The sequence below is a fragment of the Parendozoicomonas sp. 2304DJ65-17 genome (assembly GCF_058148445.1).
On the sequence record NZ_JBYVJV010000005.1, the window covers coordinates 49,409 to 65,763 of the forward strand.

Here is a 16,355-nt window from a genome sequence, read left to right on the forward strand (position 1 = left end):
CTGCATGTATTTATCATGACCAATGACACCATTTCCGAAGCGTCTGGCAGCGACACATCCGACTCTTCAAACCTTCATGTAAAAATCGGCCACTGGAACACTCTGAAAATCATCAGAGAAAAAGGGTTCGGTGTTTATCTGGAAGGCGGGCAGTACGTCGATATCCTTCTGCCAAAGCGGTACGTGCCAAAAGGCAGCCAGATTGGCGATGCCGTGGATGTTTTTATCTATCTAGATTCCAACGATGACGTTATTGCAACGACTGACAGGCCTAAGGCGAGACTTGGCGAGTTTGCCTGCCTGAAAGCGGAAGAAGTAAATCAGGTGGGGGCGTTTCTGGACTGGGGGCTACCCAAGCAACTGCTGGTTCCTTTCAGCGAGCAGAAAGTGCGCATGCGTCAGGGCCAGTACTACGTTGTTTATCTCTATCAGGAAGATCGTAACTGGCGAATTGTTGCTTCCTCTAAAATCGATAAATTCCTCGACAATCGCCCTCCCCAGTATACATCTGGTGAAGAGGTTTCCCTGATGATTACCGACCGTACCGATATCGGTTACATGGCAATCATTAATAACCGTCACCAGGGTGTGATTTTCCATAACGATATTCATCAGCCTGTGCGTATGGGGCAGAAGCTGCAAGGCTTTATCAAGCGAGTTCGCCCAGATCAGAAAATCGACCTGTGTCTGCAAAACCCGAAAAGCTATAAGTCAGCCGGAGACTTCGGCGATCAGATTCTGGAAAAACTGAAAGAGCATGATGGTTTCCTACCCATTCATGATAAAAGCACTCCAGAAGAAATCAGCAAATACTTCAAAACCAGTAAGCGCGTTTTCAAAATGGCCATTGGCGGGCTCTATAAAAACCGTCAAATTGTTATAGAAAAAGATGGTGTCCGGTTAGCTGACTAGCCTTCCAGAAACTCACTGTGCAAAACACGGAGAACCCTATGCACTACCTGCGTACTTTTGGTGTCGCCCTGATGGCGGCCCTGCTTTCTTTGACTGTTCAGGCTGCCCCTGTACCTGCTGCTAACCCTGTAGTGGTTATAGATACCAGCATGGGTAAGATTGAGATTGAGCTCAATCAGGAGAAAGCACCTGTAACCGTTAAAAACTTTCTGGATTACACCAACAGCGGTTTTTATAACGACACCATTTTTCACCGGGTGATCAAAGGCTTCATGATTCAGGGTGGTGGTTTCACCAAAGATATGAGTCAGAAGGCAACTCGTGATCCTATCCGCAATGAATCCACCAACGGTTTGAGCAACCGCCGTGGAACTATTGCCATGGCCCGCACAAATGTTCCTGACAGTGCAACCAGCCAGTTCTTCATCAATCTGGTAGACAATAACTTTCTGGATGGTAGCAGTTCCAAGCCAGGCTACGCCGTGTTTGGTAAAGTGATTTCTGGTATGGATGTTGTTGACAAGATTTCCGACGTCAGAACAGGACGCCGGGGTATGCACGGAGATGTTCCGAAGGAATCCGTGATTATTAAAAGCGCATCGGTGAAGAAAGCAGAAGCCGAGAAGAAATAACGCATTTTATTTATATCCCTGCCACGCGGGCAGGGATATAAAACAACTTTAAGAAGCAAATTGGTGCGGGTTTTTCCCCACAACATCCTTATAAAATTCCTGAATCTTTTTCAGGTCTTCCTCAAAGTTCCCTGTCGGAACAAAGGCGTTATTAATGCCGCCCACCTTGCGTTTGAAATCCAGAAAGCCCAGATAGATTGGCACACCGGCTCCATGGGCTACGTGGTAAAATCCACTTTTCCATTTTCTTGTTTTGCCACGGGTACCTTCAGGGGGAATAGTTACAACCAGGTCTTTGCATCGGTTATATTCATCCACCAGCTGCTGCACTAAACCGGTTTTCTGGCTGCGATCGACAGGAATACCGCCCAACCATCTCATAATTGGCCCCATAGGCCCCTTGAATAGAGATTCCTTGCCCATCCAGAACAGTTTCACATTTAACCGAAAGGCAACGGCCAGCGTCACCGGAAAATCCCAGTTGCTGGTATGAGGGGCAGCAATCAAAACATATTTACGTGCTTCAGGAGTTCCGCCCTCCACCTTCCAGCCCGCAAGCTTCAATCCAATCCAGCTTACAAAGTGAAAGAAGTGGTGTACCACTGGGGTATCAAAAACCGTACGTCTCATTCGTTATTTCTTTATTAGGCAAATCGAGAGCTGCGCATTGTACAATGCGCACCGTGCAAAATATTGTGACTTTTGGTAACAGAGGCTTACATTCCCTTATCAGGCTCTAAAAACCACTGCTCTATCAGCCATAGCCTGTCCTGCCCCCAGCAGGAACGCCCTTCACCATAAGTAAAGCTTGGCACTCCCCAAAGGCCAGCCTGATAAAGTTCCTGCCGATGAACTTCAGTCCACTGTCGCCAGTCGTCTTTTTGCAACCAAGGCTTGGCTTCATTCCAGTTCAACCCAACTTGTTTAACAATAAACTGTAAGCCTTTTTCTGTATCTGAATGCACCCCCTGTGCATTCACGGCTCTGGCATAAGCGAGCAAAAGTTCCGTTCCTTTCCCCAGCTTCCGGGCAAAGTCAAAAAGCGCATAACAGTTTTCAACGCCAACACCTAACGGATCTGCTACACGGCCATAATCAATGCCCAGTTTTCTAGCTTCCCGGCAGGTATCACGAAAGATATACATCTTCTTTTGAGATGGAACCGGCACACCACGCATCACCATGGGTAACACGGGTCGAATATCGAGAGGCACCTGATAGTGCTCCGCCAGCGCAGTCACACGTTCAAGGGCAAGGTAGGAATAAGGACTACGCATGGAAAAATAAAAAACCAGTGGCTGGCTGGGGTTCATCACATCATTGGCTGTACCTTTATAGCTTCCAGCCGCAGTGAGATTGAAACACACAGTGTCAGCCGGATTCTTCTGACAACCAACCGCCAGCAACCTGCGCTCAAGATGGTCCAGCCGGTCAATTCCCCAGAACCATTCACCTTCAAACCAGAACATGGCCGCCAGATAATGCCCAAGTTTGCTCCGACGTTTCTCTCCTTCACTTATGCTGGTTGCGATTTCAGGAATATGAGCTGGTGATGGTGACTCCAGACCGTACAACTTCGCCAGTGCGCCAGCATCTTTAGCGGCGTTCTGATTCCAGAGCTCCAGCTCAGGAAACATCTCGGCCTTCTGCTGGCTGACTTCCCAAACCTTCAGGGTTATATTGAATCTCTGTTGCAAATCCGGCAGAACCTGCGCAACCAGCTGGCTATAGGGATCGTTTCGATCAAGAAAGACTTCAACGACAGGTGTTGCCCTTTTGAGCGTTCGGGGCAAACCATAGAGCTGGTTTAGAAATTTATTAAATCCTGCTGATGACAACAATGATGCGCCATACGGCTGAATATATTTGCGCAGTTGAAACACTGTAACGCCCTGCTTTTTATTTTCTCAGATCATGCCAGACCAATCTGATAATATCTGTGGCCGAAGTAGCACTTCGAACTGTTACCGGAAGATAAAACATTACCCTTCTGTTCCGGAAAGTAGCACTCATTTTGTTACACCCATACCGACAACAACGTTGTAACCCTCCTGTCATATCTCAGTAACAAAGACCCCTGATACTTCTCACCTCACAAAACTGCGCTACGCCCACGCTTTCAGGAATGCAAACTGAAGCAGTAAAAAAATTGGCACAGCGCATGCTTTATGCAATTGCTGTTTTGAGTAAGCGCTTTGTTGCTACCCGTCAAAAAAAACAGCATTCAAAGGGAATAGGCTACTTTCGCCAACTGCAGAGAATCACCTTCACCTAGTGTTGAAGCAGTGGCAGGCGCGTAGCTTCGGTAATGGACTACTGCTTTCGGAGCAGTTATGAGCAAGCCAAAAATTAGTCATATGATCGCTTATCTCCAGCGTATTGGAGTGAAACTTCCAAGCCTCGACCCTGTGCGGGTTGAAGCCGAGTACTTTCGAAAGATTTATAAAGTACTCCCCAGAGAGAAAATTATGGAAAAGCCAGAAGCTCCGCCGGGCAAAAAGCGCAAACTCTCCTCCCATAGGGTTCGCAGTGCCTGAACCGATTTAATAACAAAGCCGCAAAACATTGCGGCTTTGCTTTCTATAACCCCGCCCCCTATCACTTTATTGCTGCCCGTTTTTTGACCTCAGCCTTCAGCAATTCACCCCTCTTTACACGATGAACCAGCAAAGCTGACTTCCACCTCATTTTGGCCTGTAAAAACCATTCAGCAGACTTCATAACGGCCGAAGGTCTTACTTATCCGAGCATTCTCTCGTTCACAAGGAAGTAGACCATGAAGTACTTGATTCTTGCCCTCCTCACCAGTTCCAGCGTGGCTTTAGCTGACACCAAGCAGTGTTTGTCCCTGTTTGAAAGCAATTCCCACGCGGATGCCCTTATCCAATGCCGCTCAGCCGCCAAAGATGGCAACGCAGAAGCGGCGTGGCTTATGGGCCAGATGAACAGTCAGGGGCTGGGAACAAGGAAAAACGAGACCAAAGCTCTCGACTGGTTCCGCCAGGCCGCCACCGATGGTCATGCCGACTCCCAATACAATCTCGCCGTTATGCTGGATATGGGGCAAGGCACGGCAGAAGATAACCCCGGCGCAGTAAAATGGTACAAGAAGGCCGCTGAACAGGATCATATCCACGCCCAGCATAACCTGGCCCTGATGTATGCCCACGGTGAAGGGGTAAATCAGGATTACAAAACTGCTCTGAAGTGGACTCGAACTGCAGCAGACAATGGTTTGGCAGAATCCCAGTACCTGATGGGACAAATGTACCGTTCTGGCGGTGACCTGGTGGAGCCAAGCGCAAAAGAAGCGCTTTCCTGGTTTACCAAAGCCGGTGAGCAGGGGCACATTAAATCCCAACTGATCCTTGGTCTTTCTTATGCCAAAGGTCTGGGCACTGACGTTGACCCAAATATGGCTATGGACTGGTCACGCCAGGCCGCCTTCCAGGGCAACCCTCAAGCGCAATTCCTGTTAGGCGTTCTTCATGCCCGTTACAGTGAAGACAATCAGGATCTACAACAGTCTGCCGCCTGGCTGACAGTTGCACTGGCCGGTGGTTTTTCAGCGGCTATGGAGCCTCTGCAGAAGGTAACAGCACAACTTTCCAAAGAAGAGTTCCGCGAAGCTCAGGACAGCGCTAAAGCAATTATCGACACCATTCAACGCCAGAACCGTAGTCACGGCGTTTAATTCCAAACTCAAGAGTCACCCTAGGGTGGCTCTTGCTCATTTCCTGCCAATCCCACAAAATCCTTCCATAATAATTATCCAATCCTGTTAGGGAATATTGTGACGACTCCCGCCAAGAAACTCCTGCTGAACTGCGATATGGGCGAAAGCTTTGGGCCATGGGTTATGGGTAGTGATGAGCTGGCCATGCCGACGATTGATATGGCCAATATTGCCTGCGGTTTCCATGCCTCTGATCCGGACACTATGGCCAGAACAGTGGCACTGGCAGCTGAGCACGGCGTTCAAATAGGTGCTCACCCTGGATATGCCGATAAAGAGGGGTTTGGCCGCCGAACAATCCCTCACACTCCCGAACAGATTACTCGACTGACCCTCTATCAGGCAGGAGCACTCAGTGCTCTCTGTGCTCAGGCTGGAACCAGCATCAGATACATTAAGCCCCATGGTGCTCTTTATCACGATATGATGGCGAAAGAAGAGGTATTCCTCGCCTTGCTTGAATGCTGCAAAGCCCTACCAGAAAAACCTGCCCTTGTTATTCAGGCCAGTGCCAACAATAGCCACTATTTAAAATTGGCAGAGCAGCATCATATAAAAGTCATAAAGGAAGCTTTTGCAGACCGCGCCTATGACAACTCTGGCCAGCTGGTGCCACGCACTCAAAAAGGTGCTGTTCACCATAACCCGGAAGATATCTGTAAACAGGTCCAGCAGATTGCCCAACAAGGCACAGTCACAACACTTGAGGGAAAGACACTCCCTATTCAAGCCGACACTCTCTGTGTCCATGGCGATAACCCAGAAGCTGTCGCTGTTATACACGCCATAAAGAAAAGTCTGCAGTTATGATCCGAATCGAAGCAGTATCGGAAAACACTCTGATTATTTATTTTTCCGACTCTATTCAAACCGAGCTCACTGTATCCATAGGCGTTATCAGCCAGCAACTGAGAAATGAGCTTGGTGATAAGCTAATAGAAGTTGTTCCCTCTTACACCTCTATTTTCATCCAATTTGACCTACTGCGAATCGACTTTCTCACATTGTCGAGAGAGATAAGCGCTATTGCAAACACACTGGATACGGAACCAGATTACAACGCAGGAAAATTGATTGAACTACCAACCTGGTATCACTCTGATGTTGCTCCAGATTTAAACACTGCAGTCGAGAAAACCCAGCTCACTGTAGAGGAGTTTATCTCTATTCACAGCGATAAAGAGTACCGGGTTTGTGCTATTGGCTTTGCTCCCGGCTTTGCATTTCTGGGCAGTGTTGATTCCCGAATAGAACTACCCCGCCACAAGCACCCAAGAGCCAAAGTCGCGAAAGGCAGTGTTGGTATTGCAGGCATACAAACCGCTGTGTACCCGCAAGATTCTCCCGGTGGCTGGCAGATTATTGGCAACTGCCCTTTGCCGTTATTTGATCCCGATAAAGAACCGATGACACCTTTCAAGGTAGGCGACAAAGTTCGCTTCCAACCCATATCAAAAAATGACTTCCTGGCCATGGGTGGTCAAATCCCGCAGGAAAACAATTAAATGCCACATGGTCTGAGAATTATAAAAGCGGGATTTCAAAGCCTGATTCAAGACAGCGGCCGCTACAGGTATGGACATCAAGGCCTGAGCCAAGGAGGCCCTGCCGATGAACATGCCAGCCGATGGGCGAACCACCTTCTCCAGAACCCAGTTAATGCACCAGTATTGGAAATTGCTCTCGGAATGGCAGAGTTTATTGCGGAAGTGCCAATGACCATTGCCATTACCGGTGCAGATATGTCCGCAACGATTAATGGCATCAGTATTCACAACTGGTCAACTCATCAACTTCAAGCCGGCGACAAACTTAGTTTTCAAGCTGCACGCTCAGGGAATTATGCCTATCTGGCAGTAGCTGCTGGTTTTGTGGCGAAAGAACAATTAGGCAGCTGCTCAACAGTTATGCGTAACAACCTTGGCAGAAAGCTGGAGGATGGAGAGACACTGGAAGTCCAAAAAGAACGGTGTCACCAGCCTGAGATCGCCTTTATGACACCTTTCCGCTTTATTCCCGATTACTCCTATCCACAGCGTCTTGAAGTGATTGAGTGTTATCAGAACTCTTTATTTGCTCCTGAGTTAAGAGAGATATTCTTCAACCGGACTTTCAAAGTATCCAATAAATCAAACCGTATGGGTTGTCAGCTTGAAGGACCTCAACTGAATCACTCTATCCCAGACCTCCTATCGGAAGGCATAGCCTGCGGTGCTATACAAATACCAGCAAGCGGGCAGCCGGTTATCCTGATGCGTGATCGGCAAACTATCGGTGGTTACCCGAAAATAGGTTGCCTGACACGACGTTCGATCAGTTTGCTGGCTCAGTGCAGAGCGGGAACGCACATTAGCTTTGAAGCCATAACCAGAGAAGAAGCAACAGAAGAATGGATCAGGTTCGAACGTTATTTCGCAACCTGATTCTTCATCCTCCCCAAGCCACAGAGATTAATGCATCTCAACGCACTCTGGCTTGCCAATATCGCCCCCTGTCACACAAATGAAACCTTTCAGAAAGATCGGTGCAACAAAACCGCAATAGGATGCTGATTGCCTAACGATAACAAAACACAATAACACTAAACCGCCGTCAGGATTGCATAATGATCAAAGCCAAATCTCATGATGAATATCATGCGCAGCTCGAAGCGATAGACGACACTCCTGATAATACTTCTGCCAATGAAAACCTGAACAACCTGGTTCAGGAGGGGCGCCGTAACTTTATGAAAGGCGGTCTTGGTCTGGCCATGGCTGGCTTTATCGGTGGTTCACTGCTGAGCACAGCGGGCTGCAGTACAACTCGTAAAACAGCGGTTGCTCCAACAATTGGTTTCAAACCAATCCCTGTGGAAAAAGGTCTGACTTTTGATTCCGTGACCGTGCCCGAAGGTTATACCGCTCAGGCGTTCTTCTCCTGGGGTGACCCTGTAGAGAAAGGCGCACCAGCCTGGAAGGCTGATGGTTCTAACACCTGGCAGGACCAGATGAAGCAGGCCGGCCAGAACCATGACGGTATGTGGTTCTTCCCTTTTGACAGCGATCCAAACAATCATGGTTTGCTGGTAATGAACCATGAGTACATCAACCAGACCATCCACCCCAACGGCATGACTGAGATGACCGACGGAAATGGCAAGGTTGTGCGTGATCGTGATGAAGTACGCAAAGAGATGGCTGCCCACGGTGTCAGTATTATTGAAGTGAAGAAGGATTCTTCCGGTAACTGGGTGCACGTTACTGATTCCAAATACAACCGTCGTATTACTGGCATGACGCCAATGGAGCTGACTGGTGAAGCGGCTGGCCTTGATGCCCTGAAAACCGCTGCTGACCCTTCCGGTAAGTCTGTTCTCGGTACTTTGAATAACTGTGCCATGGGCGTCACGCCCTGGGGCACTTACCTGACCTGCGAAGAGAACTGGAAGAACTACTTCGTAAACCGCAATAAAGAGGACTATGAAACCCGTACGTCCCATAACCGCTACGGTGTTGCCCAAGGCAAGAATGCCAAGTACTACAGCTGGGATGCGGCTGAGCCACGCTTTAATGCCACTTTGGATGAAGGCATGGCTCACGGCGGCTATGTGAATGAGCCAAACCGTTTTGGCTGGGTTGTTGAGATTGACCCTTTTGATCCTGCCAGCACACCGAAGAAGCGTACGTCTATGGGTCGCCTGGTGCGTGAATGCGCCACTCTTTCTTTAGGCGACGATAATCGTCTGGCCTATTACTTTGGCGATGACACCCGCGGCGAATATGTTTACAAGTTTGTCGCCGACAAACCTTATCAACCCAATAATAAGGCTGCCAATTCAGAACTTCTGGATAACGGCACTCTCTACGCCGCTGCGTTTCATGAAGATGGCAAAGGTGAGTGGATGCCGCTGGTATTCGGCCAAGGTGGTTTAACCCGTCGTAATGGTTTCTTCAGTCAGGCTGACGTTTTGATTAACGCCCGTCGCGCGGCAGATATTGTTGGCGCTACAACTATGGATCGCCCAGAATGGGTTGCCGTTCACCCAACGACTCGTGAAGTGTTTGTAACACTGACCAATAACAAGCACCGCGGCAAAAAGGATGATCAGCCAGCCAATGCGGCCAACTCCCGTGAAGATAACCGCCACGGTCAGATTATCCGTTTTAATGAAATGGATGCTAACCCAACGGCCACAACCTTCAACTGGGAAATGTTCCTGCTCGCCGGTGACCGCCCTGGGGCTACACTGGCCGATGGCAGTGCTGTGAAGCAGAACCATATCGGCAATATTCGTGGCGATATTTTCTCTTCTCCCGATGGTCTCTGGTTCGACTTTGATGGCCGCCTGTGGATTCAAACGGACTACGGCGACAAGAAAGACCTGAACGTGAACATGGGAACTAACCAGATGTTGTGCTGTGACCCAGCCAGCGACGAAGTGAAGCGCTTCATGGTTGGCCCAAGAGGTTGTGAGATCACAGGTGTAACCACAACACCTGATGGCCGCAGCATGTGGGTCAATGTTCAACACCCTGCCCTCAGCTACCCAGCCAGCGATGGTAAAACCCGCCCACGTTCAACCACCGTGTTGATCACTAAAAATGATGGCGGCGTTATCGGAACCTGATAACACCGCCACATTTTAAGAACTTTAACCCAGTCGCACCCTTCTGAGCTCAATCTCAGAGGGGTGCCAGTTGAAGCGCTTCCCGACTCCGCTGCATATCTATTGTTTTCACCTTCTCCCCTTCTGGGTCAGGGCATTGCCCGCCTTCAGGGTTAAAAGTCACGATTCCCGAACCCGTTCCATCTTCAAAACCCGGCACATAGAAACCATCCCGCAGACATAAACCATGACCATCTGTACGGGTATCAAAACGCTCAACTTCCGAGAACAGGAACATCAGTGAAGCGGTTAAGCAGATATCCAGCGTCGCATCATTCTTCGCGCCATATTGGCTGCAGGTGTTATCGGTAACCGATACAGGTTTGGATAACTTCGGCCAGAACCGGCTGTGTTTCTGAAGCGTCATCGAGCAGGTTTCACCGGAAGATTTGTTTTGGAGCGTTACGGTCACTTTCGGGCCAAGGGAGTTATGATCCTCAGCCAGAAAAGAGCTCTCATTGCTCTCGGAAACTACGCCTGTATGAACTTTCAAACCTTTATCGGCCAGCTTCCAGACAGAATGTTCGCAGACACGGAAACAGAGCTGGTCCGTTAAACTGCCATAACAATCAACATACCCTGCCGTTGTGGCTGTCGACAAAGAACCAAAGGCAAGACTAAACAAGGAAAGAGAAACTGCGTGGGGAAGTCTCACAACGACCACCTCAAGGGTGAATTGCAAGCTCCCACTATAGAAGTTGTACAGAATTCCAACCAACTGGATCGGACCACAACCCGGCAGGTTATCGGTTGAGCAGAAGATCTCCCTCTATAGGAACAAATCGCGTAGCGGCGCACATCAAAGACGTAGCGGTCAGTTCTCTGACCCCATAAACATCAACATGCACCCAAAACTTTTCTCGCAAACGAGCTACCAGAAGATCAAAGTCGCCATCACCAGAAGCCAGTACCACAGCATCTGCCTTGTCAGCATACTCCATCGCATCGAGAGTAATACCCACATCCCAGTCTCCTTTGGCAGAACCATCGGAACGCTGGATATAGGGTTTCAGCTTCACCTCAAAACCGATGGCTCTGAGAATATTCTGAAACTGCCGTTGTTTTTCATCACCACGATCTATGGCGTAAGCAATGGCTTTTACCACCTTGCGATTTGCAGTGGCTTTGGCCCAGAAGGCATTGAAATCAAAGTTGCAACGATGAATCTGTCGGGTGGTGTAATAAATATTCTGCACATCCACCAGCAAAACCACCCGCTCTTCCGTATCAATTGAATTTGTCATAACGGCTCCTTACCTGATTTATCCAGCGATAAGGAGGCTCTCTCCCATAACGTTTTAAGCATTATTGTTACTTAAATGGACTGTTTCGTCATGAGCAGTTCAGCACGGATTACGATCATATACCGAGAATTGTAATGGGGAGGCAATAAACATCACCTGAAGTCGGGAGAAGATTCCTATGGCCACCCCCTTAACCCACCGATACGACTCGACAGCTGAAAAGGCCAGACAATCATTTGCCCCAACGAAAGATGTGCAACACTCATGTCATCATCGAAGACCCTGTAGAAGCTCAACACCCATACAACAATTATCCAGCCAGCAAGAAGGCCGTACTTCTGAACCTTCCTGTAGTTCTCGCCTCGACTCAGCAACCAGTGTCGAGGGACAGCCTATCGTAGTACAACGTCAAACAATGAGTGAACTCTCTGAGATATTAGGAGATAACTTACCCGCATCAAGTCGTCAAATAGACATTCACCTTTCAAGTATTCGCACAGAATGTACGAGCTTGAACCCTGAGATTCTGAAAATAGCAATACTGGCCTATCAGGCCAGCCATATTCGGATAAGCCAACAGGAAGGAGACTCTCCATCAGCGGGCCTCATTTTTTCTGAAAAAGTTCAAGAGCGGTATCTGGCCCTCATGGATAAATGGTTCGAAGAAGAAGCGCTCCCAGAAGAAGCCCAGAAAGTCCTTCGAATTTTGCCAGAGTGGGGGCTTCTCTTTTCATTCGGTCAAAATCAATTAACTGAAGGCCAAGCTTGGGAGCTACTGATGGATATGAGTGCTCGAGCAGGACTAACAACTGATGACATGCTTGAACTCTTGCACGTGGTAGATTCTTGCATTGTCCATATAGGCGCTCCAAGCGTAGGAGAGCCAGAAGAAGTACTACAAGCCAAATTGGATACATGTGTGGATGCATTTAAAGAGCGTTCTGGAGCTATTCAGCGAGGTCAAGAGCAATGGAAACTATTAGTAGAGGGTAACCTAACAACAGAGCAGGCACTTAAAACTGTAAAAGACAATGCCAAGATTCTACGCGCATATCTTCGCTGGCAAAGAATAAGAGCTTTGCATTTGCCTGAACCGGAGCCCGCAAATGCAGTATTTGATCAACTAGCTTGTAACATCGAAAAACTATGCACCCTTCTATCAGGCTCTCCTGAGAGTAAACACTATCTAGAATGCAAGAAACACTGGAACCTTTATCATGAAGCCATAACTACATCCACACCAGAAGTCATTTCAGTCCCTGACGAGGACATACCTGATCTGCATACATTCCCGAACGATCAAGCAATGTTTGCCTCCATTTTTTACCCACTTTGCGGATCGAGAATATGTGGTGCATCAACCCCTGATTTAGTTGCTTTTTTTGATGATTGCCAAGATATTCTGATCAACTCGAGAATTCGACAATACCCCGGCTACAAGAGCATAGGGCTAGATCTTCTTTTCTTACATGGCACTAATAGCCGAACCTTAAACGGGTGTGATGATTGCGCAGGATTAATGCTACCTCGTGGATACTTAATGGATCAGGGTATTGTTCCTTGGTCTGGAGAGATAATCGACTCACATAAAACCTCCATAAATGCTACAGCATTATCCAGTGCTGAACTTGCTTCAGTAGACATGTGCTTAAATTACGCTGCCATGAAAAGAACACTGCCAACAGAGCAAACGCTATTATCTGAAATTGATGATGTTCTGAGCTGGCTCAATGAAGAGAAACTATCAAGAACGAAACGCCCTGACACATATCCTCAGTGTTCAATTTTTAGCGACGTAATGAGTGTTTCGAGAAGTCACGGCCAAATGCTCAATAAGCTTGCTATAGCAACTACCCGCTTACAAATGATGGGGAAGGGAATACCTGAAGAGAAAAGGGAAGATATCAAGTCAATTCTTGCTTATCTGGATAGCTCAATGGAGTACCTATCGACAGAGAAATATAATAAAAGATGCTATAACGCTGCTATGTTCGGAATTGGCTCAAAAGAATTCCTCGAAGATTTTGAGGATGGTAATGTAAAGAGGAGAATCGATGCTGTCTGTGAATCAATGTCTATGCTAAGAAAAGCAACATCATCTCAAACCGTCGAAGCTACTTCTTGGCCTTTCCGCACAGCTAATAAAGATACTGGACTGGTTGTTGCCTCAAGCACCCTGCCGGGTGATCGGATTCTAAAACGAGCAACTGAGAAGTTGTTACCACGCCCCGCCCGGCTAGGTACAGACATCCAATACGTGTTCTGTTCTAAAAATAAGGTGCGCTCTGTAAGAACTCGCATTTCCAGAATGAAAAGTCGAAGAGCGAGACAGATGAAAGTCAGAGATTGGAGAGTTTTAAAGCAGGCAGGAAAAAAGTACCAAGCGATGATACCAGAGCTCGTCGCAATACCTCTGGCGAAAAAAGCCCTACCAACACAGGAAAAACCAGCACCTCTATAGGAAGCCCCCAACTGTTGCAGCTATGTTTCCTTGCTGAGACAACAGGTGGACTTAAAGTAGATTTTTGTAACTGTAAGTCTTAAGCCTTTTTATCATGGACTATAACCCTCCTCTCTCGCACTTTGTCCAGGAGAATGGGGCTATGATTTTCAACGCCAGATACTGCCTTTCATTAAGTCTTACAGGCTTTGTACTGGGATTCTTGAGCGGTTCACTTTCTGCTAACCAAGGCGAACAGACTGAAACGCCCAAAGAACTTCCTCCCAGATACCTTATGAAGGCCGGTGTTTATCCGGATCCAGAATCCCGCAGTTTTATTTACGGAATTAAGGTAGAAAATCTTAAAGGTACAAACGCCTCTCCGGTAATGAGATTTCCCATAGAAGATGATGACACCACTGTAGACGTTTCTGTCATCTGGCATGAGCACAACGGTCAGCTGGTTATCTGGCCAACATTTGTGAATACAACACCAGAAAACCTACGCGCGTTTTTCCCGGGAAATAATGAGCATGAGATAGTTTTTACCAACCACCATTCCATTCCTCTGAATCCAGAACGACGCTTTCAGGACTCTGTGATGATGATTGATATTGACCACCCAGAACCAGATTACCTCTATACACATCATCTATACCGGCTTCCAAAATCAAAAACACCACCACCTCCTGAGACCTTTCTCTATGCGCCAAAAGGGTTGGCAACAGATGTATTACTCCAAATGGCTCTTCATAGCGGACTGCCGTTACCAGCAGCGGGAGTTTTGACCACAGAAACAGACTGCTTTAGTTGCAAAGATTCAAAGGGAGCTTTCGAAAGACATGGAATATTTCAGGAGCGACTATCGAGTCAGATAAAAGAGATGCAAAAAAATGACACTATCTTTTTCAGTATAACCCTGCTCACCAAAGAAGAATTTAACCAATCAAGTGCTATGACTAAGAAGATAGTACAGCAGACTCAAGGGGAGATCAGAAAACAGCGAAGCTGGAGGTAAATCCCCCCAAATAAAAGCCGCGATACCTTGCCCCTTTGGAAGAAAAAGAAGGTTGTGGTTTACGTCTGGTTATTACTCATAAAGTAGCCATGCCAATAAGCTTATTCGATGGGATATCAATCTGACTATTTGGTATTCTTTCGATGACCTTAAACATTGAGCGCCATAAGGAGTAAGCATGGCTAGGTACAAAAAACTGGACAAAGATGTTCTGCTCAACGCTGCTGAACTGGTCATTTTTGAACAGGGTGCCCATGCTTTATCTATCGGTACTGTAGCGACAGCTGCCGGAGTTTCCCGGGGAGGGATTCAGTCAGCATTTGGTACTAAAGAACAGCTTGTCGGAGCACTCTTTGATCGCTGGTCACAGGAGCTTGATGGATTGATTAAGGCTGCCTGGGACTCAGCTCCAGAAGAGGCTGACCCACTGATGCTGTTTTTGCAAGCCTCCAGGGAGTTACACACCAGGCACCCAAAGCGCAATGCCGCAATGATGACTCTTATGACCCAATCAGAAGAGCGTCGTGCCTGGGCACGGGCCTGGATTCAAAAACATCTGGACCGCATAGATACATCAACCAGCAACGGCCGCCATCGCCGACTGATGTTTTTAATGTGCGAATCCATTCTTGCAGTGAAATCCATTGGCATTCTTAAGTTCAGCGATGAGGAGTGGGAAGAGATCTTTTCTGATATGGATCACTTAATGAGCCAAACCCAACTATAAGCAATATATTTGTCATTGCGCCTGTACTTAATACTTAACAGGCGCAACAAAGTTTTTATTCAAAAACGGAATTTTGCGCCAACCTGAAAGCTTCTCGCATCAGCATCCGGATTAATCCCTTTCTTATTATCAAGATTCATTAAGGCGTACATAGCGTCCACAGCAAAACTTTGAGAAAGGTAATAACTCCGCAACGCCTCCATAAACAGCCTTTCTCTGATCACTACTCCTTTCATAACTACCGAACAAACCGACAGAGGCATGTTTTGCTGGGTAATAGTTAGACGCCAGCTCTACCATAAAACCGTCAGCGGCCTTGTCTCTATCTGTGTAGCCAACAGAGAGCCCACCATCAAAGAAGCTGGTATCCGTAATTTCTTCAGAATGAAAATTGGATAGTTTTACGGTAGATGAATCACCATTGTGTTTATCTTGAACCTTACTGAAACCAAGCGAGATAGTTGAGGTAGGCATAAAATATTTGCCGACAGTCAGGCTGCTTGTTTTTTTCTTGAGTTCAGAATGGTCGTCTACAGGTATCTTGATATAGCTGCCTCCAACTATCCATCCGGTATCAGCATCAACAAAGCGTGCATCCATAACCGTACTGCTTATATCCAGCGTTGAAGACCGGCCCTTATATTCCCCCTCACCGTAGGAAGCACTGATACTGGAGTTGCGCCCATAGAATTGAGCTAGAGCCCATGGTCCCTCATCGTATTGCAGTGGTGAGAAGTAATAGGTTAATCCTGCCAGAGTTCGATCCGTATCTGAATTTCCGGAAGATGTGTGGGCAAGCTCAGCATCAGTTCTCGCATAGTTAACGCTTGCTTCAAACTGATGTGCAAGCACTGGTGTTACCACTAACGATAACAGGGCAACCGACAATAATTTATTCATGTGATCTTTACCTTCAGTAGAAAGTACTTCTGCTGTTCAGCAGTTGCTATGGAGGTAGTTAAATTTCGTGGCTGGACATATGCAGTAAAATGCCACCT

General features: G+C 47.4%; 16 protein-coding genes. 11 read left to right on the top strand and 5 right to left on the bottom strand.

Annotation, left to right across the window (positions count from 1 at the left end; genetic code table 11):
* The first annotated feature begins 15 nt into the window (after positions 1–15).
* Both ACY2RR_RS13905 and ACY2RR_RS13910 read left to right on the top strand, forming a co-directional pair.
* Positions 16–912, top strand: coding sequence for a CvfB family protein (locus ACY2RR_RS13905; RefSeq protein ID WP_490108757.1), 897 nt, complete (start codon positions 16–18; stop codon positions 910–912).
* A gap of 71 nt (positions 913–983) precedes the next feature.
* Positions 984–1,544, top strand: a complete 561-nt coding sequence (locus tag ACY2RR_RS13910; protein ID WP_490109020.1) for a peptidylprolyl isomerase — start codon at positions 984–986, stop codon at positions 1,542–1,544.
* A 48-nt stretch (positions 1,545–1,592) separates the two neighbouring features.
* Here the strand turns inward: ACY2RR_RS13910 and ACY2RR_RS13915 are convergent, their stop codons facing one another.
* Together ACY2RR_RS13915 and ACY2RR_RS13920 are read right to left on the bottom strand one after the other, a co-directional pair.
* Positions 1,593–2,174 (bottom strand): lysophospholipid acyltransferase family protein, encoded by a 582-nt coding sequence (locus tag ACY2RR_RS13915; RefSeq protein ID WP_490108758.1) that lies wholly within the window; start codon positions 2,172–2,174, stop codon positions 1,593–1,595.
* Between the two features lie 86 nt (positions 2,175–2,260).
* Complete coding sequence (locus ACY2RR_RS13920) at positions 2,261–3,427, bottom strand: DsbA family protein (RefSeq protein WP_490108759.1); 1,167 nt, start codon at positions 3,425–3,427, stop codon at positions 2,261–2,263.
* A 450-nt stretch (positions 3,428–3,877) separates the two neighbouring features.
* Between ACY2RR_RS13920 and ACY2RR_RS13925 the strand changes: the two genes are divergently transcribed.
* The 6 genes from ACY2RR_RS13925 to ACY2RR_RS13950 all read left to right on the top strand — a co-directional run bounded on the left by ACY2RR_RS13925 (position 3,878) and on the right by ACY2RR_RS13950 (position 9,889).
* Positions 3,878–4,081: a hypothetical protein gene (locus tag ACY2RR_RS13925; protein WP_490108760.1), complete on the top strand. Its 204-nt coding sequence runs from the start codon at positions 3,878–3,880 to the stop codon at positions 4,079–4,081.
* A 239-nt stretch (positions 4,082–4,320) separates the two neighbouring features.
* Complete coding sequence (locus ACY2RR_RS13930; protein WP_490108761.1) at positions 4,321–5,238, top strand: tetratricopeptide repeat protein; 918 nt, start codon at positions 4,321–4,323, stop codon at positions 5,236–5,238.
* A gap of 99 nt (positions 5,239–5,337) precedes the next feature.
* The gene (locus ACY2RR_RS13935; protein ID WP_490108762.1) at positions 5,338–6,090 is read left to right on the top strand and encodes a 5-oxoprolinase subunit PxpA; all 753 of its coding nucleotides are present in this window, start codon (positions 5,338–5,340) and stop codon (positions 6,088–6,090) included.
* On the top strand, positions 6,087–6,785 hold the full coding sequence (pxpB, locus tag ACY2RR_RS13940; RefSeq protein WP_490108763.1) for a 5-oxoprolinase subunit PxpB: 699 nt from the start codon (positions 6,087–6,089) through the stop codon (positions 6,783–6,785). Before ACY2RR_RS13935 ends, pxpB begins: the two co-directional genes overlap by 4 nt.
* A complete protein-coding gene (locus ACY2RR_RS13945; RefSeq protein ID WP_490108764.1) occupies positions 6,786–7,703 on the top strand; it encodes a 5-oxoprolinase subunit C family protein in 918 nt (305 codons plus the stop codon).
* A gap of 182 nt (positions 7,704–7,885) precedes the next feature.
* The gene (locus ACY2RR_RS13950) at positions 7,886–9,889 is read left to right on the top strand and encodes a PhoX family protein (RefSeq protein ID WP_490108765.1); all 2,004 of its coding nucleotides are present in this window, start codon (positions 7,886–7,888) and stop codon (positions 9,887–9,889) included.
* 55 nt (positions 9,890–9,944) lie between these two features.
* Here ACY2RR_RS13950 and ACY2RR_RS13955 read toward each other — a convergent pair whose 3' ends face one another.
* Positions 9,945–10,583, bottom strand: a complete 639-nt coding sequence (locus ACY2RR_RS13955; protein WP_490108766.1) for a hypothetical protein — start codon at positions 10,581–10,583, stop codon at positions 9,945–9,947.
* Positions 10,584–10,671: 88 nt separating this feature from the next.
* On the bottom strand, positions 10,672–11,172 hold the full coding sequence (locus ACY2RR_RS13960) for a LabA-like NYN domain-containing protein (RefSeq protein WP_490108767.1): 501 nt from the start codon (positions 11,170–11,172) through the stop codon (positions 10,672–10,674).
* A 415-nt stretch (positions 11,173–11,587) separates the two neighbouring features.
* Here ACY2RR_RS13960 and ACY2RR_RS13965 point away from each other — a divergent pair, with 415 nt between their 5' ends.
* From ACY2RR_RS13965 to ACY2RR_RS13975, 3 genes are all read left to right on the top strand, one after another.
* Positions 11,588–13,633 carry a hypothetical protein gene (locus tag ACY2RR_RS13965; RefSeq protein WP_490108768.1) on the top strand — a complete coding sequence of 682 codons (2,046 nt, stop codon included), beginning with the start codon at positions 11,588–11,590 and terminating at the stop codon, positions 13,631–13,633.
* Positions 13,634–13,775: 142 nt separating this feature from the next.
* Positions 13,776–14,630, top strand: a complete 855-nt coding sequence (locus ACY2RR_RS13970; protein WP_490108769.1) for a hypothetical protein — start codon at positions 13,776–13,778, stop codon at positions 14,628–14,630.
* A 178-nt stretch (positions 14,631–14,808) separates the two neighbouring features.
* Entirely contained in the window at positions 14,809–15,357 is a 549-nt protein-coding gene (locus ACY2RR_RS13975; RefSeq protein ID WP_490108770.1) for a TetR/AcrR family transcriptional regulator, read from the top strand.
* A gap of 129 nt (positions 15,358–15,486) precedes the next feature.
* Here the strand turns inward: ACY2RR_RS13975 and ACY2RR_RS13980 are convergent, their stop codons facing one another.
* Positions 15,487–16,257, bottom strand: a complete 771-nt coding sequence (locus ACY2RR_RS13980; protein ID WP_490108771.1) for a putative porin — start codon at positions 16,255–16,257, stop codon at positions 15,487–15,489.
* Between the last annotated feature and the right edge of the window lie 98 nt (positions 16,258–16,355).

Coding starts and splice junctions, on each gene's coding strand:
- ACY2RR_RS13930 (WP_490108761.1), top strand. CDS start 4,321: ATGAAGTACTTGATTCTTGCCCTCCTCACCAGTTCCAGCGTGGCTTTA.
- ACY2RR_RS13915 (WP_490108758.1), bottom strand. CDS start 2,174: ATGAGACGTACGGTTTTTGATACCCCAGTGGTACACCACTTCTTTCAC.
- pxpB (WP_490108763.1), top strand. CDS start 6,087: ATGATCCGAATCGAAGCAGTATCGGAAAACACTCTGATTATTTATTTT.
- ACY2RR_RS13975 (WP_490108770.1), top strand. CDS start 14,809: ATGGCTAGGTACAAAAAACTGGACAAAGATGTTCTGCTCAACGCTGCT.
- ACY2RR_RS13965 (WP_490108768.1), top strand. CDS start 11,588: ATGAGTGAACTCTCTGAGATATTAGGAGATAACTTACCCGCATCAAGT.
- ACY2RR_RS13960 (WP_490108767.1), bottom strand. CDS start 11,172: ATGACAAATTCAATTGATACGGAAGAGCGGGTGGTTTTGCTGGTGGAT.
- ACY2RR_RS13905 (WP_490108757.1), top strand. CDS start 16: ATGACCAATGACACCATTTCCGAAGCGTCTGGCAGCGACACATCCGAC.
- ACY2RR_RS13970 (WP_490108769.1), top strand. CDS start 13,776: ATGATTTTCAACGCCAGATACTGCCTTTCATTAAGTCTTACAGGCTTT.
- ACY2RR_RS13910 (WP_490109020.1), top strand. CDS start 984: ATGGCGGCCCTGCTTTCTTTGACTGTTCAGGCTGCCCCTGTACCTGCT.
- ACY2RR_RS13945 (WP_490108764.1), top strand. CDS start 6,786: ATGCCACATGGTCTGAGAATTATAAAAGCGGGATTTCAAAGCCTGATT.
- ACY2RR_RS13950 (WP_490108765.1), top strand. CDS start 7,886: ATGATCAAAGCCAAATCTCATGATGAATATCATGCGCAGCTCGAAGCG.
- ACY2RR_RS13980 (WP_490108771.1), bottom strand. CDS start 16,257: ATGAATAAATTATTGTCGGTTGCCCTGTTATCGTTAGTGGTAACACCA.
- ACY2RR_RS13925 (WP_490108760.1), top strand. CDS start 3,878: ATGAGCAAGCCAAAAATTAGTCATATGATCGCTTATCTCCAGCGTATT.